This is a genomic window from Sphingomonas sp. Xoc002 (assembly GCF_050408055.1).
In the GTDB taxonomy this organism is placed as follows: domain Bacteria; phylum Pseudomonadota; class Alphaproteobacteria; order Sphingomonadales; family Sphingomonadaceae; genus Sphingomonas; species Sphingomonas yabuuchiae.
On the sequence record NZ_CP191175.1, the window covers coordinates 1,898,735 to 1,915,987 of the forward strand.

Sequence of the window (17,253 nt, forward strand, 5' to 3'; positions counted from 1 at the left end):
CGGTGGCATGAACGGCGGCAGCGGCCACGGTCGCTTCGTGAGACCATGGTGTCGCTTCTCACCCTGACCGGGATCGGCGGGGCATTGGCGCTGGCCGTCCTGCTGACGCTGGTCATCTCGCCGGGCTTTGCCGAGTTGGAAGAGCGGGCGACGGAGGGCTATCGCGGTCGGGCGCAGACGGTGTTGTCGGATTTCGCGGCGATCAGCGAGGTTGCCGCACGCGAACAGGCCAGTGCCATCGCCTCCCATGACATCGTGTCGACGGGGCCAGCCCCAGGCATCGTGTATCGGCGCGTGGCCGGTCAGAGCGGCGGCATTCAGGGACCCTTGACCAAAGAGACGCGTCAGGTCGAGGCGGCACTGGATCGCCTGGATTTCGAGCGTCTGGTGAACGCGGGCCGCTCGACGCGTTTCTATCTGTCCGTCGGGGAAGACGTCCTGGCCGTTGGCGTGGCGGACAGCCCGCGCGGCGATACCCATGTCGCCGTGGCGCGGCGTCTGACGGGGCAGAATCTGTCTCGCCTGCTTGGACGACCGGTGGCCCTTTCTACCGGGGCTTCGGCCAGTTATGCTGCGACCAGCCGCGGCGCGCAATTCATCGATATCGCCGTGCCGGTCGATGGACCTGATGGGCGGCCGGTCGCCTCGGCCCGGTTCCGGGTTTCACGCGAGGTCGTGTTGCTTGGCCGTCGCGTTCTCCTATTGGCGGCGGCGGCATCGATCCTCTTGCTGGTGCTGCTCCTGCTCATGCTGCGCCGGGCGCTGGGGCGCTTCGTCCTCGTCCCGCTCGACCGGGTCGAGCGGCATATGCAGCGGGTCCAGGCATCGGGCGCGCTGCTGCCGTTCGAGGACGATCTAAGCCAATGCGAGGAGTTCGGATCGCTCGGCCGCAACTTCAACGCCATGCTCAGCCAGCTCAAGGATTTGCGCGAACGCAACGAAATCCAGAGCTTCGCGCTCGGTCGTTCGGAAAGCGCCGTCGCGGTCCTGCACAATGTCCGCAACGCGCTGGCACCCCTGGCGACGATCCTCAGCCACGGCGTTGTTCAGCATGACAGCGCCCGGCGCGACCTGCTCGACCGCGCGCTGGCCGAACTGGCGGGCGGAGAGGTCGAGCCGGAGAGGCGGGCCAAGCTGGTCGCCTTCCTGTCGACCGCCTTCGATGCAGAGGCGCTGGCCCGCACCGAGGTCCGGCGGCAGTTGGAAGTCGGGCGCGATGCCATGCGCCAGACGCTGGAAATCATCGGCGCGCAACAGGCCCGGGCTCATGAGCGGCCCGCCCGCGAACGCTGCGACATCAGTGATATCGTCGCCCGCAATGCGACGATCGCACGCTATGCCCATGCCGTATCGATCAGCTTCACCTTTCCGGCCCACCCCGCCTATGTGATGGCGAACCGGGTGATCCTGAGCCAGGTGATCGGCAACCTCTTCTCCAACGCGGTCGAGGCAATCGTCGCGACGGGGCGCGATCATGGCGCGATCACCGTCGACATTCCGCCGCCCGGCGAAGGGCGGCTGTCGGTACGGATCATCGATGACGGCGAGGGGTTCGAGCCCGCGCAGGCGACCCGGCTGTTCCAGCCCGGCTACTCGACCCGGACCGAAAAGTCCGGCGGGCTCGGCCTGCATTGGTGTGCCAATTCCATGGCGGGGATGGGCGGAACGCTCGAATTGCGCAGCGCGGGCCGGGGCACCGGTGCGGTGGCGATCCTGACGCTCGACGCGGATGGAGAGCGCCAGATCGAACTCGCCGCCTGACCGCCGATCATAGCGGCAGTTCCGCCTGGGTCGGGCCGGACGGTGCGCCGTCATCATCGCTGGACAGGCCGGACAGCGTCAGCCCCAGCAAACGGACCCCGAGCGTCACCGGCAGTTGCTGGTCCAACAGATCGAGCCCGACCGCCAGAAACTCGGCACGGTCACGGATCGGGTGATGGGCCGAGCGAGCTCGTGTAATGGTCCGAAAGTCGCTGTGCCGTAATTTCAGGGTCACCGTCCGGCCCGCGGCGCCGCTTCGTTCGATCCGGGTCCAGGCGGCGTCGACCACCCGCTCCAGCGCGGCTCGCAACCCCTCGCGATCGGACAGATCGGACTCGAAAGTCCGCTCGGCTCCGACCGACTTGGCGATGCGATGGGCACGAACCGGTCGGTGGTCGATCCCGCGCGCGGCCCCGTAGAGATAATCAGCATAGCTGCCGAAATGGCGTTGCAGGAAATCCAACGGCCGGTCGCGCAAATCCTGTCCGGTCAGGATGCCCAGAGCCTCCATCTTGCGTGCCGTGACCGGGCCGACACCGTGGAACCGCTTCACCGGCAGGCCCGCGACAAAGGTCGCGCCGTGCGCCGGTGGAATGATGCATATGCCGTCGGGCTTGTTCTGATCCGAAGCGAGCTTGGCGATGAACTTGTTGTAGCTGACCCCGGCCGAGGCGGTCAGCCCCGTCTCCGCGCGGATCGCCTCGCGAATGGCATTGGCGATGGCGGTGGCCGACCCCAGGGCGGCCCGGTCTTCGGTGACGTCGAGATAGGCTTCGTCGAGCGACAGCGGTTCGATCAGTTCGGTATAGCGGGCGAAGATGGCGCGGATCTGTTGCGAAACCTCGCGATAGACGTCGAACCGAGGCGGCACGAACACGAGGTCCGGGCATTTCCGCAAGGCCGTCACCGAAGGCATGGCCGACCGAACGCCGAAGGTCCGCGCTTCGTAGCTCGCCGCCGCCACGACACCCCTTGCACGCGAACCGCCCACGGCGAGCGGACGCCCACGCAACGCCGGATCGTCGCGCTGCTCGACCGAGGTATAGAAGGCGTCCATGTCGACATGGATGATCTTGCGCCCGTTATGCTGCGCCGTTTCATCGGTAGGAGGTGTTGGCGCTGGCACGCAAAAGCCCGGGACGATTCTCGCGCCCGCACGCTACGGGCTTGAAAACGAAACAGGAACAATGCCGATACGTCAAGCCCCGGGGTCGTCGGGACGACAAAGGGTATGTTGATCAAAATTAACATCCTTTTATCGAACCTTTCCTAAAAGGATCGCGGGATAATGATTTGATGCGCTTCCGATCCTTCGGCGCCGCTGCCCTTTTGTTGCTCCTGTGTCTGCCCGTCATGGTCCGGGGAGAAGCACGCAGCGATCCGTGGGCGGCATGGCAATGGGCCAGCTTCACGCGGCTCGGCGATGCGGTGCGCCTGCCCCACATCACCGCGACGGCGGTTGTCCGCGCCAGCGACGGGACCATGTGGATCGGCACGCGTGGCGGTCTGATCCGCTATGACGGGCAGCGCGTCCGTAGCTTCAAAGCCTTGTCGAGCGATCCCTTTTCGCTTCCGGATAATTATGTCCGCTCGCTTATGGCGCTGCCGGATGGCGGGCTGCTGATCGGCACCAATGTCGGCGGCCTGGCGCGTTACGAACCCGCAAGTGGCCGCTTCATCCGGTTGAGGCCCCGGAACGGCCCGACCGGAAGCCGCGTGTTCGGCTTTACCCCCGATGGATCGGGAGGGGCCTATGTCGCGTCGGACGGCGGCGTTCACCATTATATCGCCGGGACCGATCAACTCGATTCCATGGCGGGTTCGGCGATCCGGTCGGCCGACGGGCGCCGTGAGGGCGCGTTTGCGGTGTACCGCGATGCGGATGGCACGCTCTGGGCGGGGTGTGAAGGCGGACTGTGGGTGCGACCTGCCACGTCTACGCGGTTCCATCCGACGTCGCTCGTGGATGCTGCGGACAGCCGTGACATCTGGTCGATCCTGCGGGATCGGCATGGGCGGCTATGGGTCGGGACCGGTTCGGACGGCGTCTACTTGTCGACCGATCGCGGCATCAGCCCACGTTTTTCGCAAATGCCCGCTCTGCGTGGTGCTGCCCCCCTGATCGGGCATCGGACGATCAGGGCGATCGTCGAAGACGAACGCGGACGGCTGTGGTTCGGCACCGATGGCATGGGGATCGTGCTGATCGATCCCCGCAACGACTTTTCGGCGACCGCGATCCGGCATCTGAGCGCGAATCCGATGTCCCTGGCGGGCGACACGGTGCGCGCCCTGGCGCTGGACGGGTCGGGAGGCGTCTGGGCCGCGACCGAAATGGGCGCGGCGCGGACTCAGGGGCTGGGCGGCGGGACGTTGCGTATCGGATCGGCAATGCCCGATCCGCGCATGTCGCTGTCGGACGACAATGTTCGCGGGATCATGGTCGACCGGCATGATCAGGTCTGGCTGGGTCTGAGCAACGGGACCGTGGATGCGCTCGACCGCAAGGCGGGGCGGGTTCGTCGACTGACCCTGAAAGGCCATCACGGCGGGCAGGATATCAAGGCGCTGCTGGAGGCGTCGGACGGTACCATCCTCCTCGGGGCGCGTGGTGTCGTCGCGATCGATCCGCGCACCCTGTCGCAGCATGCGTTGACCGTGAACGGGCTCGGCGACCTTCCGGTCATCTCATTGGCCGAGACGCCCGATGCGCTGTTGATCGGCACCTACAAGGGCCTGTTCGTTCGACGGCGCCGTGACGGTCAGGTGCGGGTGTTCGAACATGACGCCGCCGACCCGCACAGCCTGCCCAACAACGAAGTCATCAACATCGTGACGCGGCCCGATGGCAGCGTGCTGGTCGCCACACCCGGCGGCATCGGCCATCTCGACCTGCCAGGTGGGACGTTCACCAATTTTTCCAGCCGCTCGCCCGGTCCGGGCAGCTTGCCGCAGGACTATGCCGGTTCGATCATTCCGTCCGGGCGCAGGATATGGGTGGGAACCTATGGCGGCGTAGCCCTGGGGCGGGCGGTGGCAGGCGGCTGGCGCTTCCGTGCGATTGCGGAAGCACAGGGTCTGGCGGGCGACAATGTCGCCTCCCTCGTCCTCGATGCCCAGCAACGTCCCTGGGTCGCGAGTGCCGGCGGTATCTCGGTCATCGACCCGCTGGGCCGCAAGGTGCGGGTCATGAGCCAGCGCGACGGACTGAGCGCCAGCGCCTTCAATCAGCGGGCGGCGGCGCGTATGGCGGACGGGTCGCTTCTGTTCGGCGCACCGGACGGGCTGATCGTCCTGCAACCCGATGTCCTGCTCGGGCGGCTGAGCCACGCCCGTCCGGGGCCGTTGATCGTCAGTTCTGCGGATATCGACGGTCACGCGCTGACCGTGGATTCGGCCGCCGAGTCGCTTTCGCTACGCTGGGGTACGGACGGGCGGACCCTGCGCATCGGTTTTGCCCTGGCCGATTACGACGCGCCGGAGACGATCCGCTACAGCTATCGCCTGGACGGATTCGACCGGACATGGATGACGGTACCTGCCGGTACGCCTGCCAGCGCGACCTATACGAACCTTCCGGCCGGATCCTATAGCCTGGAACTTCGAGCCTATATCCCGGGCCTGGGCGCCCGGATGGTCGAGCGTCGCGTCGAGATCACGGTCGACCCGCAATGGTATGAAAGCTGGCTGGGACGGACCGGGCTGGCGATGCTGTTCCTCCTGTTGCTAGGGGCGACCTTCTGGCTCGTCACCGCAGTCGTCCGCCGTCGCGCGCGCATGCTGGAAACCATGGTCGAGGAGCGGACCAGCGCGCTGCGCGCCGCGAACGAGCAACTCGACCGCCTGGCCAGTACCGATCCGCTGACCGGGTTGGCCAATCGCCGGACGCTGATGGCCGCGCTCCAGGATGCGCGCGACCGTGCAATTGCGGAGGACAACCGCTTCACTTTCGCGCTCCTCGATATCGATCATTTCAAGCGCATCAATGACGGCTATGGCCATAGCGCGGGCGATGAGGTGCTGATGCGCATGTCGGCTCGCCTTCTGAAGGGCGTGAGGTCGAACGACGTCGTGGCGCGCTATGGCGGCGAGGAGATCGCAATCCTCTTTCCCGGCGCGACGCTCGACAGCGCGACGGGCATCGTCGAACGCTTGCGGCAGGAGATCGCCAGCACCCCGCTGCTGGTCGGCAACCAGGCGATCACCGTGACGTTCAGCGCGGGCGTGACGGAGTGGCGTCCGTGCGAAGACGTGGCGGCCATGATCCGCCGTGCCGACGACGCGCTCTACGAAGCGAAGCGTAACGGAAGGGACCGGGTCGCGCGGGCGGCCTGATCCGGAACCCGTGCACGCCCGTCGGCATTGAATGGACATGACGACGAACGACCGCGCCAACACCTCCCCATCGCTCGTTCGAAGCGGTCGTCTGGTCCGCCGGGGCGGCGCCTTTGTGCTGGAAGGCGATGACGGAAGGCATCTGGAGCTGCGCCTGATGCGGGTTCCCGTCGACCATGTCGGAAAATCGGTCGCGGTGACCGGCCACCTGCTGACCCCCGATGTGATGGAGGTCGACGGCGTCAGGGCCGCCTGACCAGGATCAGTGCGCCTTCTTGCCCGGGATCAGGTGCAGCACACCCACGATGACCGCGCCGATGATAAGGCCGACAATGGCCGAGCCGATCGCGCCGATCAGCCACTCCGCCACCGCACCGCCGACCGGCAGCGCCTCGCCCGCGTGATGCGCGGTGCCGTGGATCAGATGGGGCAGGGTGGTCAGCCCGAATTCCTCCATGCCGTGGACGATGATCCCGCCCCCGACCCAGACCATCGCGGCAGTGCCGACGATCGCCAGTACGCGCAGCACGACCGGCATCGCCTTGACCAGGCCACGCCCGATCGCCTGGGCGGTCGCATTGTCGCGTCCGGCCAGATGCAGGCCGATATCGTCCATCTTCACGATCGCGGCGACCACGCCGTACACGCCCACGGTGATCGCGATGCCGACCAGCGCCAGGGCAATGGCCTGGGTGCCGATCGACAGGTCGGGCAGTTCCGACAGGGCGATGGCCATGATCTCCGCCGACAGGATCAGGTCGGTGCGGATCGCGCCGGATACCTGGCGCTCCTCCAGCTGCTTGGCATTGACCGGCGCGGCATCCTCCGCCTCGGCATGATGGCCGGTCAGCGTTTCGAGGATCTTCTCGCTCGCCTCGAAACACAGGAACGCGCCGCCCGCCATCAGGATCGGCGTGATCGCCCAGGGCGCGAAGGCGCTGAGCAGCAGGGCGGCAGGCAGCAGGAAGATCAGCTTGTTGCGCAGCGAGCCCAGCGCGATCTTGCCGATGATCGGCAGTTCGCGCTGCGGCGCCAGCCCGACGACATAGCGCGGGGTGACGGCCGTGTCGTCGATGACCACGCCCGCTGCCTTCGCGCCCGCCCGTGCCGAAGCGCCCGCGACATCGTCCAGCGACGCCGCCGCCAGCTTGGCGATCGCCGCCACGTCGTCCAGCAATGCGACCAGACCACCTGCCATCGACCCGTATCTCCCTAAACCCTGTTACCCCGTGCCTAGAGGCTCCGTGGGGGCGATGCACGGAAAAATGACGGGCGCGTCATGTCATCCATGTTGCGTCGCGCCAGACCTCGCGCAGATGATCGAGCAAGGCGGGTACTGCCATGGGCGCTCCCGCCGCCGCATGGACTGCCCAGATGCCGACCGCCGCCGAGCCTTCATGGCCGGGCAGGAGGCGGACCAGCCGTCCATCCGCCAAGGCATCGCCGACATCCCATAATGAACGAAGCGCAATCCCCGCGCCGCCCAGGACCAGTTCGCGGACCACCTCGCTGGATGGGGTTTCGACCCGGCTCTCGCCGTTCACGGTAGCCCCCGTCAGCCGCCAGGGAAACTGGCCTTGTGCGGCGAGCAGCGCATGGTCGGCCAGATCGGCGATGCTTTGGGGCGTCCCGGCGCGGGCGAGATAGGCCGGGCTCGCGCACAGAACCCGCCGATTGTCGGCCAGGCGATGGGCTTCCAGACCGGAAGGCGGTGTCGCGGTGATCCGGATTGCCAAGTCGATGCCGCCGTCGATCATGTCGATGAAATCGTCGGTCAGATCGAGCCGAAGCCGGATCGCCGGATAACGGTCGAGGAACGGGCTCAAATACGGCGCGATCCACATCCGCCCGAAGGAGGTCGGTGCGCTCACCCGAAGCGGGCCCGCGGGACCGCCGCCATTCTGCGTCACCCGAGCCTCCGCCGTGCGAAGCCCGGCGACGAGCGGTGCCACTTCCGTATGGAAGGCGGCCCCGGCTGTGGTCGGGGCGAGACGGCGAGTCGTACGGTGGAGCAGCCGCACACCCAAACGGCTCTCCAGCCGGGCGATCCGTTTCGAGACCATGGCGGGCGACAGACGCCACAGACGTGCCGCGCCCGCCAGACTGCCCTCGCGAACGACATCGACGAACAGCGCGATATCGGGGTCCATTCGTTCCTCCAGCGATCGACAGCCATTCGATTATGCCGACTACCGGAGCAAATGGCGATGCTCTATCATCCCCCTCATAGGGCAGAGGAGAGTTTCGATGCATCAGGAGAGCCGCATGATCGACCGCCAAGGCCTGTCCGTCGCTCCCGCGCTCGTCCGCTTTCTGGAGAAGCATGCGCTGCCCGGCAGCGGCGTCGACGCGGATCGTTTCTGGGCCGGAGTGGCCGATATCGTCACCCGTTTCGCTCCCGAGAATGACGCGCTGCTGCGTCGCCGCGACGCGCTGCAGGCGCAGATCGATCATTGGTATCGACAGGGCGGGGCGCGCGACGGAGCGGCGCAGCGGGCGTTTCTGACCGAAATAGGCTATCTTGTTCCAGAGCCCGCGCCCTTCACCATCGCGCCGAACGATGTGGATGAGGAGGTCGCGTCGCGCGCCGGGCCGCAGCTGGTCGTGCCGATGCTCAATGCGCGCTTCCTGCTCAATGCCGCCAATGCCCGGTGGGGCAGCCTGTATGACGCACTCTACGGCTCCGACGCCATCGCGCCGGTTTCGGGGGCGATGGACTATGACCCGGAGCGCGGGGCGGCGGTGATCCGCTGGGCGCGCGGCTTTCTGGACGAGGCGCTTCCGATAGCTGGCGGGTGGGACGAGGTCCCCGACCTCGCCACTGCCGTCGAACGGCTCGAGGATCCGTCGCTGTTCCGGGGTCGGAGCGAGAAGGGCTGGCTGTTCCGCCATCATGGCCTGCATATCGAAATCATGGTCGATGCCGACCACCCGATCGGGAGTAACGACCGGGCCGGGATCGCGGACGTCGTGTTGGAGTCGGCACTGACCACCATCTGCGACCTGGAGGACTCGGTTGCGGCGGTGGATGCCGAGGACAAGGTTGCGGGCTATGCCAATTGGCTCGGCCTGATCGACGGCACGCTGTCGGCTCGGGTCGAGAAGGGCGGCCGCTCCATCACGCGAACGCTTGCCGCCGATCGCCAATATCGCAAACCCGATGGCACCGCCTTCGCGCTGCCCGGACGCAGCCTGTTGTTCGTCCGCAATGTCGGCCATCTGATGAGCACCCCCGCGCTCCGGCGGGCGGACGGTCGCGAAGCGCCCGAGGGTATCCTTGACACGATCGTGACCAGCCTGATCGCGATGCGGCGCGGTGGCTCGATCTATATTGTCAAACCCAAGATGCACGGGCCGGAGGAAGCCGCTTTCGCCGATCGCCTGTTCGACGCGGTCGAGGACATGCTGGGCCTGGCGCGGCATCGCATCAAGATCGGCGTGATGGACGAGGAGCGACACACATCCGCGAACCTTGCCGCCTGTATCCATGCGGTGAAGGACCGGATCGTCTTCATCAATACGGGTTTCCTCGACCGTACCGGCGACGAGATCCATACCGCGATGCTGGGTGGCCCGGTGGTGCGCAAGGCGGCGATGAAGGAATGCGACTGGATTGTGGCCTATGAGGATCGCAACGTCCAGATCGGGCTGGCCTGCGGCTTTGCGGGGCGGGCACAGATCGGCAAGGGCATGTGGGCGGCGCCGGATCGGATGGCCGACATGTTGGCCCAAAAGGGCGCGCATCCGCTGTCGGGCGCCTCGACGGCCTGGGTGCCGTCGCCGACCGCGGCCACGCTGCACGCCACCCATTATCACCGGGTCGACGTCGCCGCCCGTCAGGCCGAGCGTGCCGCCGAACCTGTCGCGTCGCTCGAACGGCTGCTCACCTCGCCGATCGCCGAGACGCCCGACTGGTCGCCCGAGGAGATCACGGCGGAACTCGACAACAATGCGCAGGGGCTGCTCGGCTATGTCGTGCGGTGGATCGATCAGGGCGTCGGCTGTTCCAAAGTCCCCGACCTGCACGATATCGGGTTGATGGAGGACCGGGCGACGTTGCGCATCTCGTCGCAGCATATCGCCAACTGGCTGTATCACGGCATCGTCTCGGCCGACCAGGTCGAGGAGGCGCTCGCGCGGATGGCGGCCAAGGTCGATGCGCAGAATGCGGGCGATCCGCTCTATCAGCCGATGGCGCAGGACGGCCTGGCGATGCGGGCGGCCCGTGCGCTGATCTTCGAAGGGTTGGCGCAACCCAATGGCTATACCGAGCCGCTGCTCCACCGCTATCGTACGAAGGCCAAGTCGAAGGAGATGGCCTGATGCCGCTATACGCGCTGGAGGATCGCCGGCCGGTTGTTCATGACACCGCCTGGATCGCCCCCTCGGCGGATGTGATCGGCGAGGTGCTACTGGGCGAGCAGGTCAGCCTGTGGTTCGGGGCGGTGGTCCGGGCCGATAACGGCCCGGTCCATATCGGCGCGCGGACGAACATCCAGGACGGCGCGGTCCTTCATTCCGATCCGGGAAGCCCGCTGACCATCGGGGTGGGCTGCACCGTCGGGCACCGCGCGATCCTGCATGGCTGTACGGTGGAGGATGGGTGCCTGATCGGCATGGGCGCGACCGTGTTGAACGATGCGGTGATCGGGGCCGGGTCGCTGGTCGGTGCAGGCGCGCTGGTTACGGAGGGCAAGGTGTTTCCGCCCGGCAGCCTGATCGTCGGTGCGCCAGCCCGCGCCGTCCGGACGCTGGAGCCCGACCAGATCGCGCGGCTGCGCGCCTCCGCCACCGGCTATGCGGAACGCGGCCGGCTTTACGCCGCCAGGCTGACGCGGCTGGACGCGGAACGGGCGGGCGAAGACGTTGACGCGCGGACGGGACCTGCCTAGCCAAAGGGGGTGACGCCGCCCACCATCCTGATCGTCGAGGACGATCCCGCCCTCCGCACCCTGACCGCGCGCGCGCTGCAGGAGAACGGTTTCGCCGTGAAGCTGGCCAATGCCGCGCCCGAAATGTGGCAGGCGCTGGAGGTCGGGCAGATCGACCTGATCCTGCTCGACATCATGCTGCCGGGCACCAGCGGCATCGATCTCTGCCGCCAGGTTCGCCAGAAAAACGCGGTCCCCATCATCTTCATCAGCGCCAAGGGCAGCGAGGTCGACCGGGTGGTCGGGCTGGAACTGGGTGCGGACGATTACCTCGCCAAGCCGTTCGGCACCCGCGAGCTGGTCGCGCGCATCCGCGCCGTCCTGCGTCGTGGCGGGCTGGAGAACACGCCGGGCGAGCGCGAGGCCGGGATATTGGGCTTCGATGGCTGGACCGCCAATCTTCCTCGCCGCGAGCTCATGTCGCCCTCGGGCGCACAGGTCGAGCTGACGGGCGCCGAGTTCGATCTGCTCGTCGCCTTTCTCGACAATGCGCAGCGTGTCGTCGCGCGCGAGCGGTTGATCGAATTGTCGCGCGCGCGGATCGGGGACAGCTCGGACCGCAGCATCGACGTGCTGGTCAGCCGCCTCCGCCGCAAGCTGTCGGGGGCGGGCGGGGCCGCGCCGATCGTCACGGTGCGCGGCGTCGGCTATATGCTGAACGTGCCGGTGGAACGGCGGTGATCCGCCCCTCGGTCGGCCTGCTCGGCCGGATCGTCGCGATCCTGCTGCTGGCGGTCACGATCGAGTTCGCGATTTCCACCTATCTCTACGAACGCGCCAGCCATGTCTCGGTGCGTGACGACGAAGCCCGGCGGCTGGCCGAGCATCTGATCGTCGCCCGGCGCGTGCTCAACGAACGGCCCGCCGGCGAACGACCGGAGGTGGCGGACGAACTGACCACCGATCGCTATATCGTCAGCTGGTCACCCGTCGCGCCGCCGCGACCGAAGATCGCTCCGGCGATGGACAGCATGCGTCGTCAGATCGTCGACTGGGAACCTTCGCTGGCGGCGACCGACATCCATTTGCGGCTGACCTCGCCGGGGCGGACCTCAGTCGTGTCGGGTGACCTGCGGCTGGACGACGGATCGCTGCTGAGTTTCCGGATGCGCGAGGGCGTTCGTACGCTCGATCTCGCGCTGGGCCGGGTGCTGCTCGCGCTGATCCCGGCGATCGCGCTGATGCTGCTCAGCGGTGCTTTGATCGGGCGTATCCTGCACCCCTTGCGGATGCTGGCGCGCGCTGCCGACAAGCTGGGCCGGGGGCAGGGCGGGCAGGGGGCCGCGCTGATCGTGCCCGAGCGCGGGCCGGGCGAAGTGCGACACGTCACCCGTGCGTTCAACCGGATGCAGGCGCGGATCGGGCGACTGATCGACGAACGCACCCGCGCGCTGGCGGCGGTCGGACATGACCTTCGCACTCCGCTGGCCCGGCTGCGGCTGCGCGCGGACTCGATCCGCGACGACGAGGTGCGCGAGGCGATCGGTACCGATATCGAGGAAATGGAAGCGATGGTCTCCTCGCTCCTCGCCTTCCTGGGCGGCGACGGCGATGTCGAGCAACCCGAACTGACCGACCTGGCGATCCTGTGCGCCAATCTGGCCGACGACGCCGCCGATCATGGCCGCGACGTCCGTTATGTCGGGCCGGACCATTTCGATTGTCGCCTGCGCCGCTTCGGCATGAAGCGCGCCCTGACCAACCTGGTCGAGAATGCGCTGCATTATGGCGAGCATGCGATCATCACCCTGCGCGCCGATCCGGGTGATGACGTGCGTATCCGGGTCGAGGATGATGGACCCGGCATTCCCGACGAATCGCTCGAACTCGTGCTGGAGCCCTTTGTGCGCCTGGATACCGCGCGTCGCCGCGATACGGTGGGTTTCGGTCTGGGATTGTCGATCGTCGCCCGCGTGGTCGCGGCGGAGGGCGGCGAACTGACCCTCGCCAACCGCCCCGAAGGTGGGCTTTGCGCCGAAATCCGTCTTCCGCATTGTCGGACATGATTTGTCACGCACTCGCTGCACGGCAGCAAAAAAGGGTGCGTATATCCTGAACTCAGAGGAAGAGACGGCCTCCGCAGAAGCGGGGCGGCCCCTTCTCTGACGAGTTTAGACAAGTTCAGTCGGGAGAATGACCGATGACGATGGAGTTCGATTTGACCGCACTGGAATTGCAGGGCGCCCTGCTCGTGCTCGCGGTGATCATCACCTTCGCCGCGATCGAGGGCTGGAAGGCCCGCTAACCCGCTTTACTGGTTTCGCAAGGGCTCCTCTGCTGTCCCCTCCGGCATGGGCCTGACCGGAATGGAGCAGGCGGCTCGGCTCAGCGCCGGGTCGCCTGCTCTACGATTTCCAACCGACCGCGGATTGCATTGATCAACTGAGCCGCCGAATAGGGCTTGGTCAGCAGCGCCGCATCCATGTTCGCCGCCTCGGCCGCCATGCCGCCATCGCCCGTTGCGAAGATGATCGACAGGGTCGGCCGCAACTGCCGCGCCCGCCGCGCCAACTCCACGCCCGACTCACCCGGCAGGTTCAGGTCCGTCACCAGAACGTCGATCTGTGCCGTCTGAAGCGCGGTCATCGCTTCCTCCGCCGTGACGGCGTGAACCACCACGAAGCCCGCATCCTGAAGCGTCTCGGCGGTGTTGGCGCGGATTAGGTCATCGTCCTCGACCAGCAGGATCGTGCGGCCGTCATGCAGGGGCTGCGCAGCAGGCTCGCTCGCCTGGATTTCCCGCGCCGGAACGGAAACCTCGGCCTTCGGCATCTGGCGCTGCCGCTGATTGGCGAGAACATGCCGGAACTTCCGGGCGAGCGCCTCGCGGGTATAGGGCTTGGACAGCAGCTCGACACCCTTGTCCAACCGCCCGCCATGGACGATCGAATTCTCGGTATAGCCCGAGGTGAAGAGGACTGCGATGTCGGGAAGCCGTTCGCGGGCCTTGCGGGCCAGCTCCGGGCTCTTCAGCGTGCCGGGCATCACCACGTCGGTGAAAAGGATATCGATCGGGATACCGCTCTCGACGACGCTCAGCGCGCTCTGTGCATCGACCGCCTTCAGGACACGGTAGCCCAGGTCCGACAGCAGTTCGACGACGGTGGCGCGCACTTCGGCATCATCCTCGACGACCAGTACGGTTTCGGTGCCGCCGGTGATCGGTCCGGTATCGACCGCGACCTCGACATCCTCCGCTTCCATGGCACGCGGCAGATAGAGCTTGATCGTGGTCCCGTGGCCGACCTCGGAATAAATCTTCACATGGCCGCCCGACTGTTTGACGAAGCCATAGACCATCGACAGACCCAGGCCCGAACCCTTGCCCTCACTCTTGGTCGAGAAGAAGGGTTCGAAGACCTTGTGGATGATGTCGTCGGACATGCCGCTGCCGGTGTCGGACACGGCCAGCATGACATATTGGCCCGGCGTCACCTCGTCATGGGTGCGGGCATAATCATCGTCGAGATGGGCGTTGCCGAGCTCGATGGTCAGCTTACCCTGGCCGTCCATCGCATCGCGCGCGTTGATCGCGAGGTTCAGCAGCGCATTCTCGATCTGCGCCGGATCGATGAAGGTGTTCCAGAGACCGCCGCCGACGATCGTCTCGATCTCCACGCCCTCGCCGATGGCGCGGCGGAGCATGTCGTCCATGCCCTGCACGAAGCGGGTGACGTTGACGACCTTGGGCTCCAGCGCCTGGCGCCGCCCGAAGGCGAGCAGCTGCGAGGCCAGCTTCGATCCGCGCGACACGCCCGCCATGGCGTTGGCGACGCGCTGTTCGGCGCGTTGGTTGCCCGCAACGTCCTTGCCCAGCAGCTGGAGATTGCCCGACACGACCTGAAGCAGATTGTTGAAATCATGCGCGACGCCGCCGGTCAGCTTGCCGATCGTCTCCATCTTCTGCGCCTGGGCGAGCTTCATCTCGGCCTGACGCCGTTCGGCGATCTCCTCGATGACGCGGCTTTCCAACGTTTCGTTGAGCTGGCGAAGCTGCGCTTCGGCCCGTTCGCGGTGATGGACCTGACGGGCGAGCAACGTAGCCTGATCGCGCAGGGCCTGTTCGGCGGCCCGCTGCTCGGTGATGTCGGTGTGGACGCCGACCCATTCGATGAGCTCGCCATCGGCCGCCATGATCGGCAGGCCACGGATCGCGAACGTCCGCCACTCCCCGTCGTGACGACGGACGCGGTGTTCGTGGATGAACATGCCCTTGGCGGTGACCGCCTCGTTCCATGCCACGACCGAGGCGGCGGCGTCGTCCGGGTGCACCGCGTTCGACCAGCCGAAGCCCTGATATTCGTCGAAGGTCTGCCCGGTGATCGCCGCCCAGCCGGGCTGTTCGCCGACCATCCGGCCATCGGCGCTGTTGGTCCAGAGAACGCCGTGCACCGCATCCATTGCGGCCCGGAAACGCCGGTTGCTGCGTTCGATCGCCTCGGCATGGCGGGTCCGTTCGTCGACGTCGAAGACGAGGATATGGAAACCCATCACCTCGCCATCATCGTTACGGCGCGGGATATAACGGGTTTCGGCCCGGCGTCGGCTGCCGTCGCGGTGATGCAGGTGCACGTCGGCGACGATGGCTTCCCCGGCCAGTGCACGCTCGATAAGCGGGCGACGCTCGGCATAATCCTCTGCCGTCAGCACGTCGCTGAGCCGCTGGCCCAGCATCCCCTCGGGATCGGTGCCCAGAAACTCGCGGTAATAATCATTGGCGAAGCGATAGCGTTCTTCGCGATCGACAAAGGCGACGAGCACGGGCAGCGAGTCCGTGATGATCCGCAGTTCCGCCTCGCTCTCGGCCAGCCGTCGTTCGGCTGCCACGCGACCGGTATTCTCCACGACGGTGCACATCACGCCGCCGACCTTGCCGCATTCGAGATAGACGGGGGTGTAATAGAGGTCGAACACGACCTCCTCCTCGACGCCCGCACGCGTGACGATCAGGGCCTGGTCGCGATAGGCGATGTCTTCCCCGCGAAAGCCACGGTCCAGGATGTCGCGGTTCCAGTCCCAGATTTCGGGCCAGACGTCGGGAACCAGACCGCCGAAAGCCTCCGGGTGGCGGGGCCCGGCGATGCTGCGATAGGCATCGTTATAGATCATGACATGAGCCGGTCCCCACATCAGGACCTTCGCGATCGGCGAATGGACGATGTTGGCGACCGTCGTGCGCAACACGCTCGGCCAGCCGCCGATCGAACCCAGCGGGCTTGCCGACCAGTCGATGTCCCGCACCCGCTGACCGCACTCGCCCCCGCCGATCAGCCAGGTGTCGACGTCCGACACCGGCCCGTCGGTCCGCATACGCTCGATCGCGGCGAGCAGCAGCGCCTGATCGTCGGGAAAGTCGCCCGCATCCACGGCTTCGGCAACATATCGTTCGAGCTGCGGCGGGAGCGACAGCATTCGCGACAGGGGAGTCATCATCGGTTGACGCATGAGTAAGCTGTACCGTCAAGTCAATCGGCGACGGCACCGATCGCGTTGATTTGTATCACTTTGCCTATCATGGCGGTCATGACCGCCCGGTTAATGGCTGAGGGTGGTGCGGCTCCAGGATCAGGGTCGAGCCCTCGACCCGCCAGCTTTTCAGGCGCGACAGGAAGTTCATGCCCAGCACGTCGGTCTCGCCGAATGCGGGCGACACGACCACCGGCACCTTGTCCGCACGAATGGTGCCGATGCGCAGCGAGTCGACGCGCGCCGTTTCCGCCCGGATCATCCCGTTGGCGGTGTTGAGCACCACCGGGAAGGCGGGCATGCTGGGCTTCAGGCCAGCCGCCTGTGCCGTTGCGCTGGACAGGGCGGTCAGCGTCGCGCCGCTGTCGACCAGCATCCGCCGGTTGACGCCGTTCACGGTGACGCGCGCCCAGAAATGGCCGTCCGGCGCCATGCGGATACGCACCGTGTCGCCGACGACGCTCTGGTCCTGCAAATTCAGGATCTGCATCGCGCGCTGGATATAGGGATCGAATTGCTGGCGTTGCTGTAGCAGGACGAACAACAAGCCGCCGAGCAAAAGCCAGGACAACAGGCTGATCGCCACGCGCAAGATGGGCACGCGACGAGCGATGATGCCCGCCAGCACGACGGCAAGGACGACGGCCAGCAGGGGTAGGGGGACGCCCAGATCGGCAAACATTGCGGTTCCATTCCTTCGTCCTCCCATATGGGAAGGGCGAGGGCCGGGAGATAGGGGCGTCCGTCTTTACCGTTGCTG

Annotated in this window: 12 protein-coding genes; 7 read left to right on the top strand and 5 right to left on the bottom strand. The window is 66.6% G+C overall.

Translation table 11 applies throughout. From position 1 onward, the window contains the following. The first annotated feature begins 45 nt into the window (after positions 1–45). On the top strand, positions 46–1,761 hold the full coding sequence (locus ACQR50_RS08385; protein ID WP_428970583.1) for an ATP-binding protein: 1,716 nt from the start codon (positions 46–48) through the stop codon (positions 1,759–1,761). A gap of 7 nt (positions 1,762–1,768) precedes the next feature. On the opposite strand, the gene dinB is transcribed toward ACQR50_RS08385, so the two are convergent. Beyond that, entirely contained in the window at positions 1,769–2,818 is a 1,050-nt protein-coding gene (gene dinB / locus ACQR50_RS08390; RefSeq protein WP_428970670.1) for a DNA polymerase IV, read from the bottom strand. Positions 2,819–3,057: 239 nt separating this feature from the next. Here dinB and ACQR50_RS08395 point away from each other — a divergent pair, with 239 nt between their 5' ends. Together ACQR50_RS08395 and ACQR50_RS08400 are read left to right on the top strand one after the other, a co-directional pair. Then, the gene (locus tag ACQR50_RS08395; protein WP_428970584.1) at positions 3,058–6,096 is read left to right on the top strand and encodes a ligand-binding sensor domain-containing diguanylate cyclase; all 3,039 of its coding nucleotides are present in this window, start codon (positions 3,058–3,060) and stop codon (positions 6,094–6,096) included. Positions 6,097–6,133: 37 nt separating this feature from the next. Further along, positions 6,134–6,352 (top strand): DUF5818 domain-containing protein, encoded by a 219-nt coding sequence (locus ACQR50_RS08400; protein ID WP_428970585.1) that lies wholly within the window; start codon positions 6,134–6,136, stop codon positions 6,350–6,352. A gap of 6 nt (positions 6,353–6,358) precedes the next feature. Here the strand turns inward: ACQR50_RS08400 and ACQR50_RS08405 are convergent, their stop codons facing one another. Both ACQR50_RS08405 and ACQR50_RS08410 read right to left on the bottom strand, forming a co-directional pair. Then, positions 6,359–7,294: a DUF808 domain-containing protein gene (locus tag ACQR50_RS08405; protein WP_428970586.1), complete on the bottom strand. Its 936-nt coding sequence runs from the start codon at positions 7,292–7,294 to the stop codon at positions 6,359–6,361. Between the two features lie 79 nt (positions 7,295–7,373). After that, positions 7,374–8,246: a LysR family transcriptional regulator gene (locus tag ACQR50_RS08410; RefSeq protein WP_428970587.1), complete on the bottom strand. Its 873-nt coding sequence runs from the start codon at positions 8,244–8,246 to the stop codon at positions 7,374–7,376. 115 nt (positions 8,247–8,361) lie between these two features. Between ACQR50_RS08410 and ACQR50_RS08415 the strand changes: the two genes are divergently transcribed. Genes ACQR50_RS08415 through ACQR50_RS08430 form a run of 4 tightly spaced genes read left to right on the top strand, consistent with a single transcriptional unit; the run spans position 8,362 to position 13,033 of the window. Then, complete coding sequence (locus ACQR50_RS08415) at positions 8,362–10,419, top strand: malate synthase G (protein WP_428970588.1); 2,058 nt, start codon at positions 8,362–8,364, stop codon at positions 10,417–10,419. After that, on the top strand, positions 10,419–10,988 hold the full coding sequence (locus ACQR50_RS08420; protein WP_428970589.1) for a gamma carbonic anhydrase family protein: 570 nt from the start codon (positions 10,419–10,421) through the stop codon (positions 10,986–10,988). The genes ACQR50_RS08415 and ACQR50_RS08420 overlap by 1 nt, the downstream gene beginning before the upstream one ends. Before the next feature lie 9 nt (positions 10,989–10,997). Beyond that, entirely contained in the window at positions 10,998–11,708 is a 711-nt protein-coding gene (locus tag ACQR50_RS08425) for a response regulator (protein WP_428970590.1), read from the top strand. Continuing rightward, the gene (locus tag ACQR50_RS08430; RefSeq protein ID WP_428970591.1) at positions 11,705–13,033 is read left to right on the top strand and encodes an ATP-binding protein; all 1,329 of its coding nucleotides are present in this window, start codon (positions 11,705–11,707) and stop codon (positions 13,031–13,033) included. Before ACQR50_RS08425 ends, ACQR50_RS08430 begins: the two co-directional genes overlap by 4 nt. Before the next feature lie 319 nt (positions 13,034–13,352). On the opposite strand, the gene ACQR50_RS08435 is transcribed toward ACQR50_RS08430, so the two are convergent. Both ACQR50_RS08435 and ACQR50_RS08440 read right to left on the bottom strand, forming a co-directional pair. Continuing rightward, positions 13,353–16,460: a response regulator gene (locus ACQR50_RS08435; RefSeq protein WP_428970592.1), complete on the bottom strand. Its 3,108-nt coding sequence runs from the start codon at positions 16,458–16,460 to the stop codon at positions 13,353–13,355. A gap of 88 nt (positions 16,461–16,548) precedes the next feature. Further along, positions 16,549–17,175, bottom strand: a complete 627-nt coding sequence (locus tag ACQR50_RS08440; RefSeq protein WP_184104422.1) for a retropepsin-like aspartic protease family protein — start codon at positions 17,173–17,175, stop codon at positions 16,549–16,551. Between the last annotated feature and the right edge of the window lie 78 nt (positions 17,176–17,253).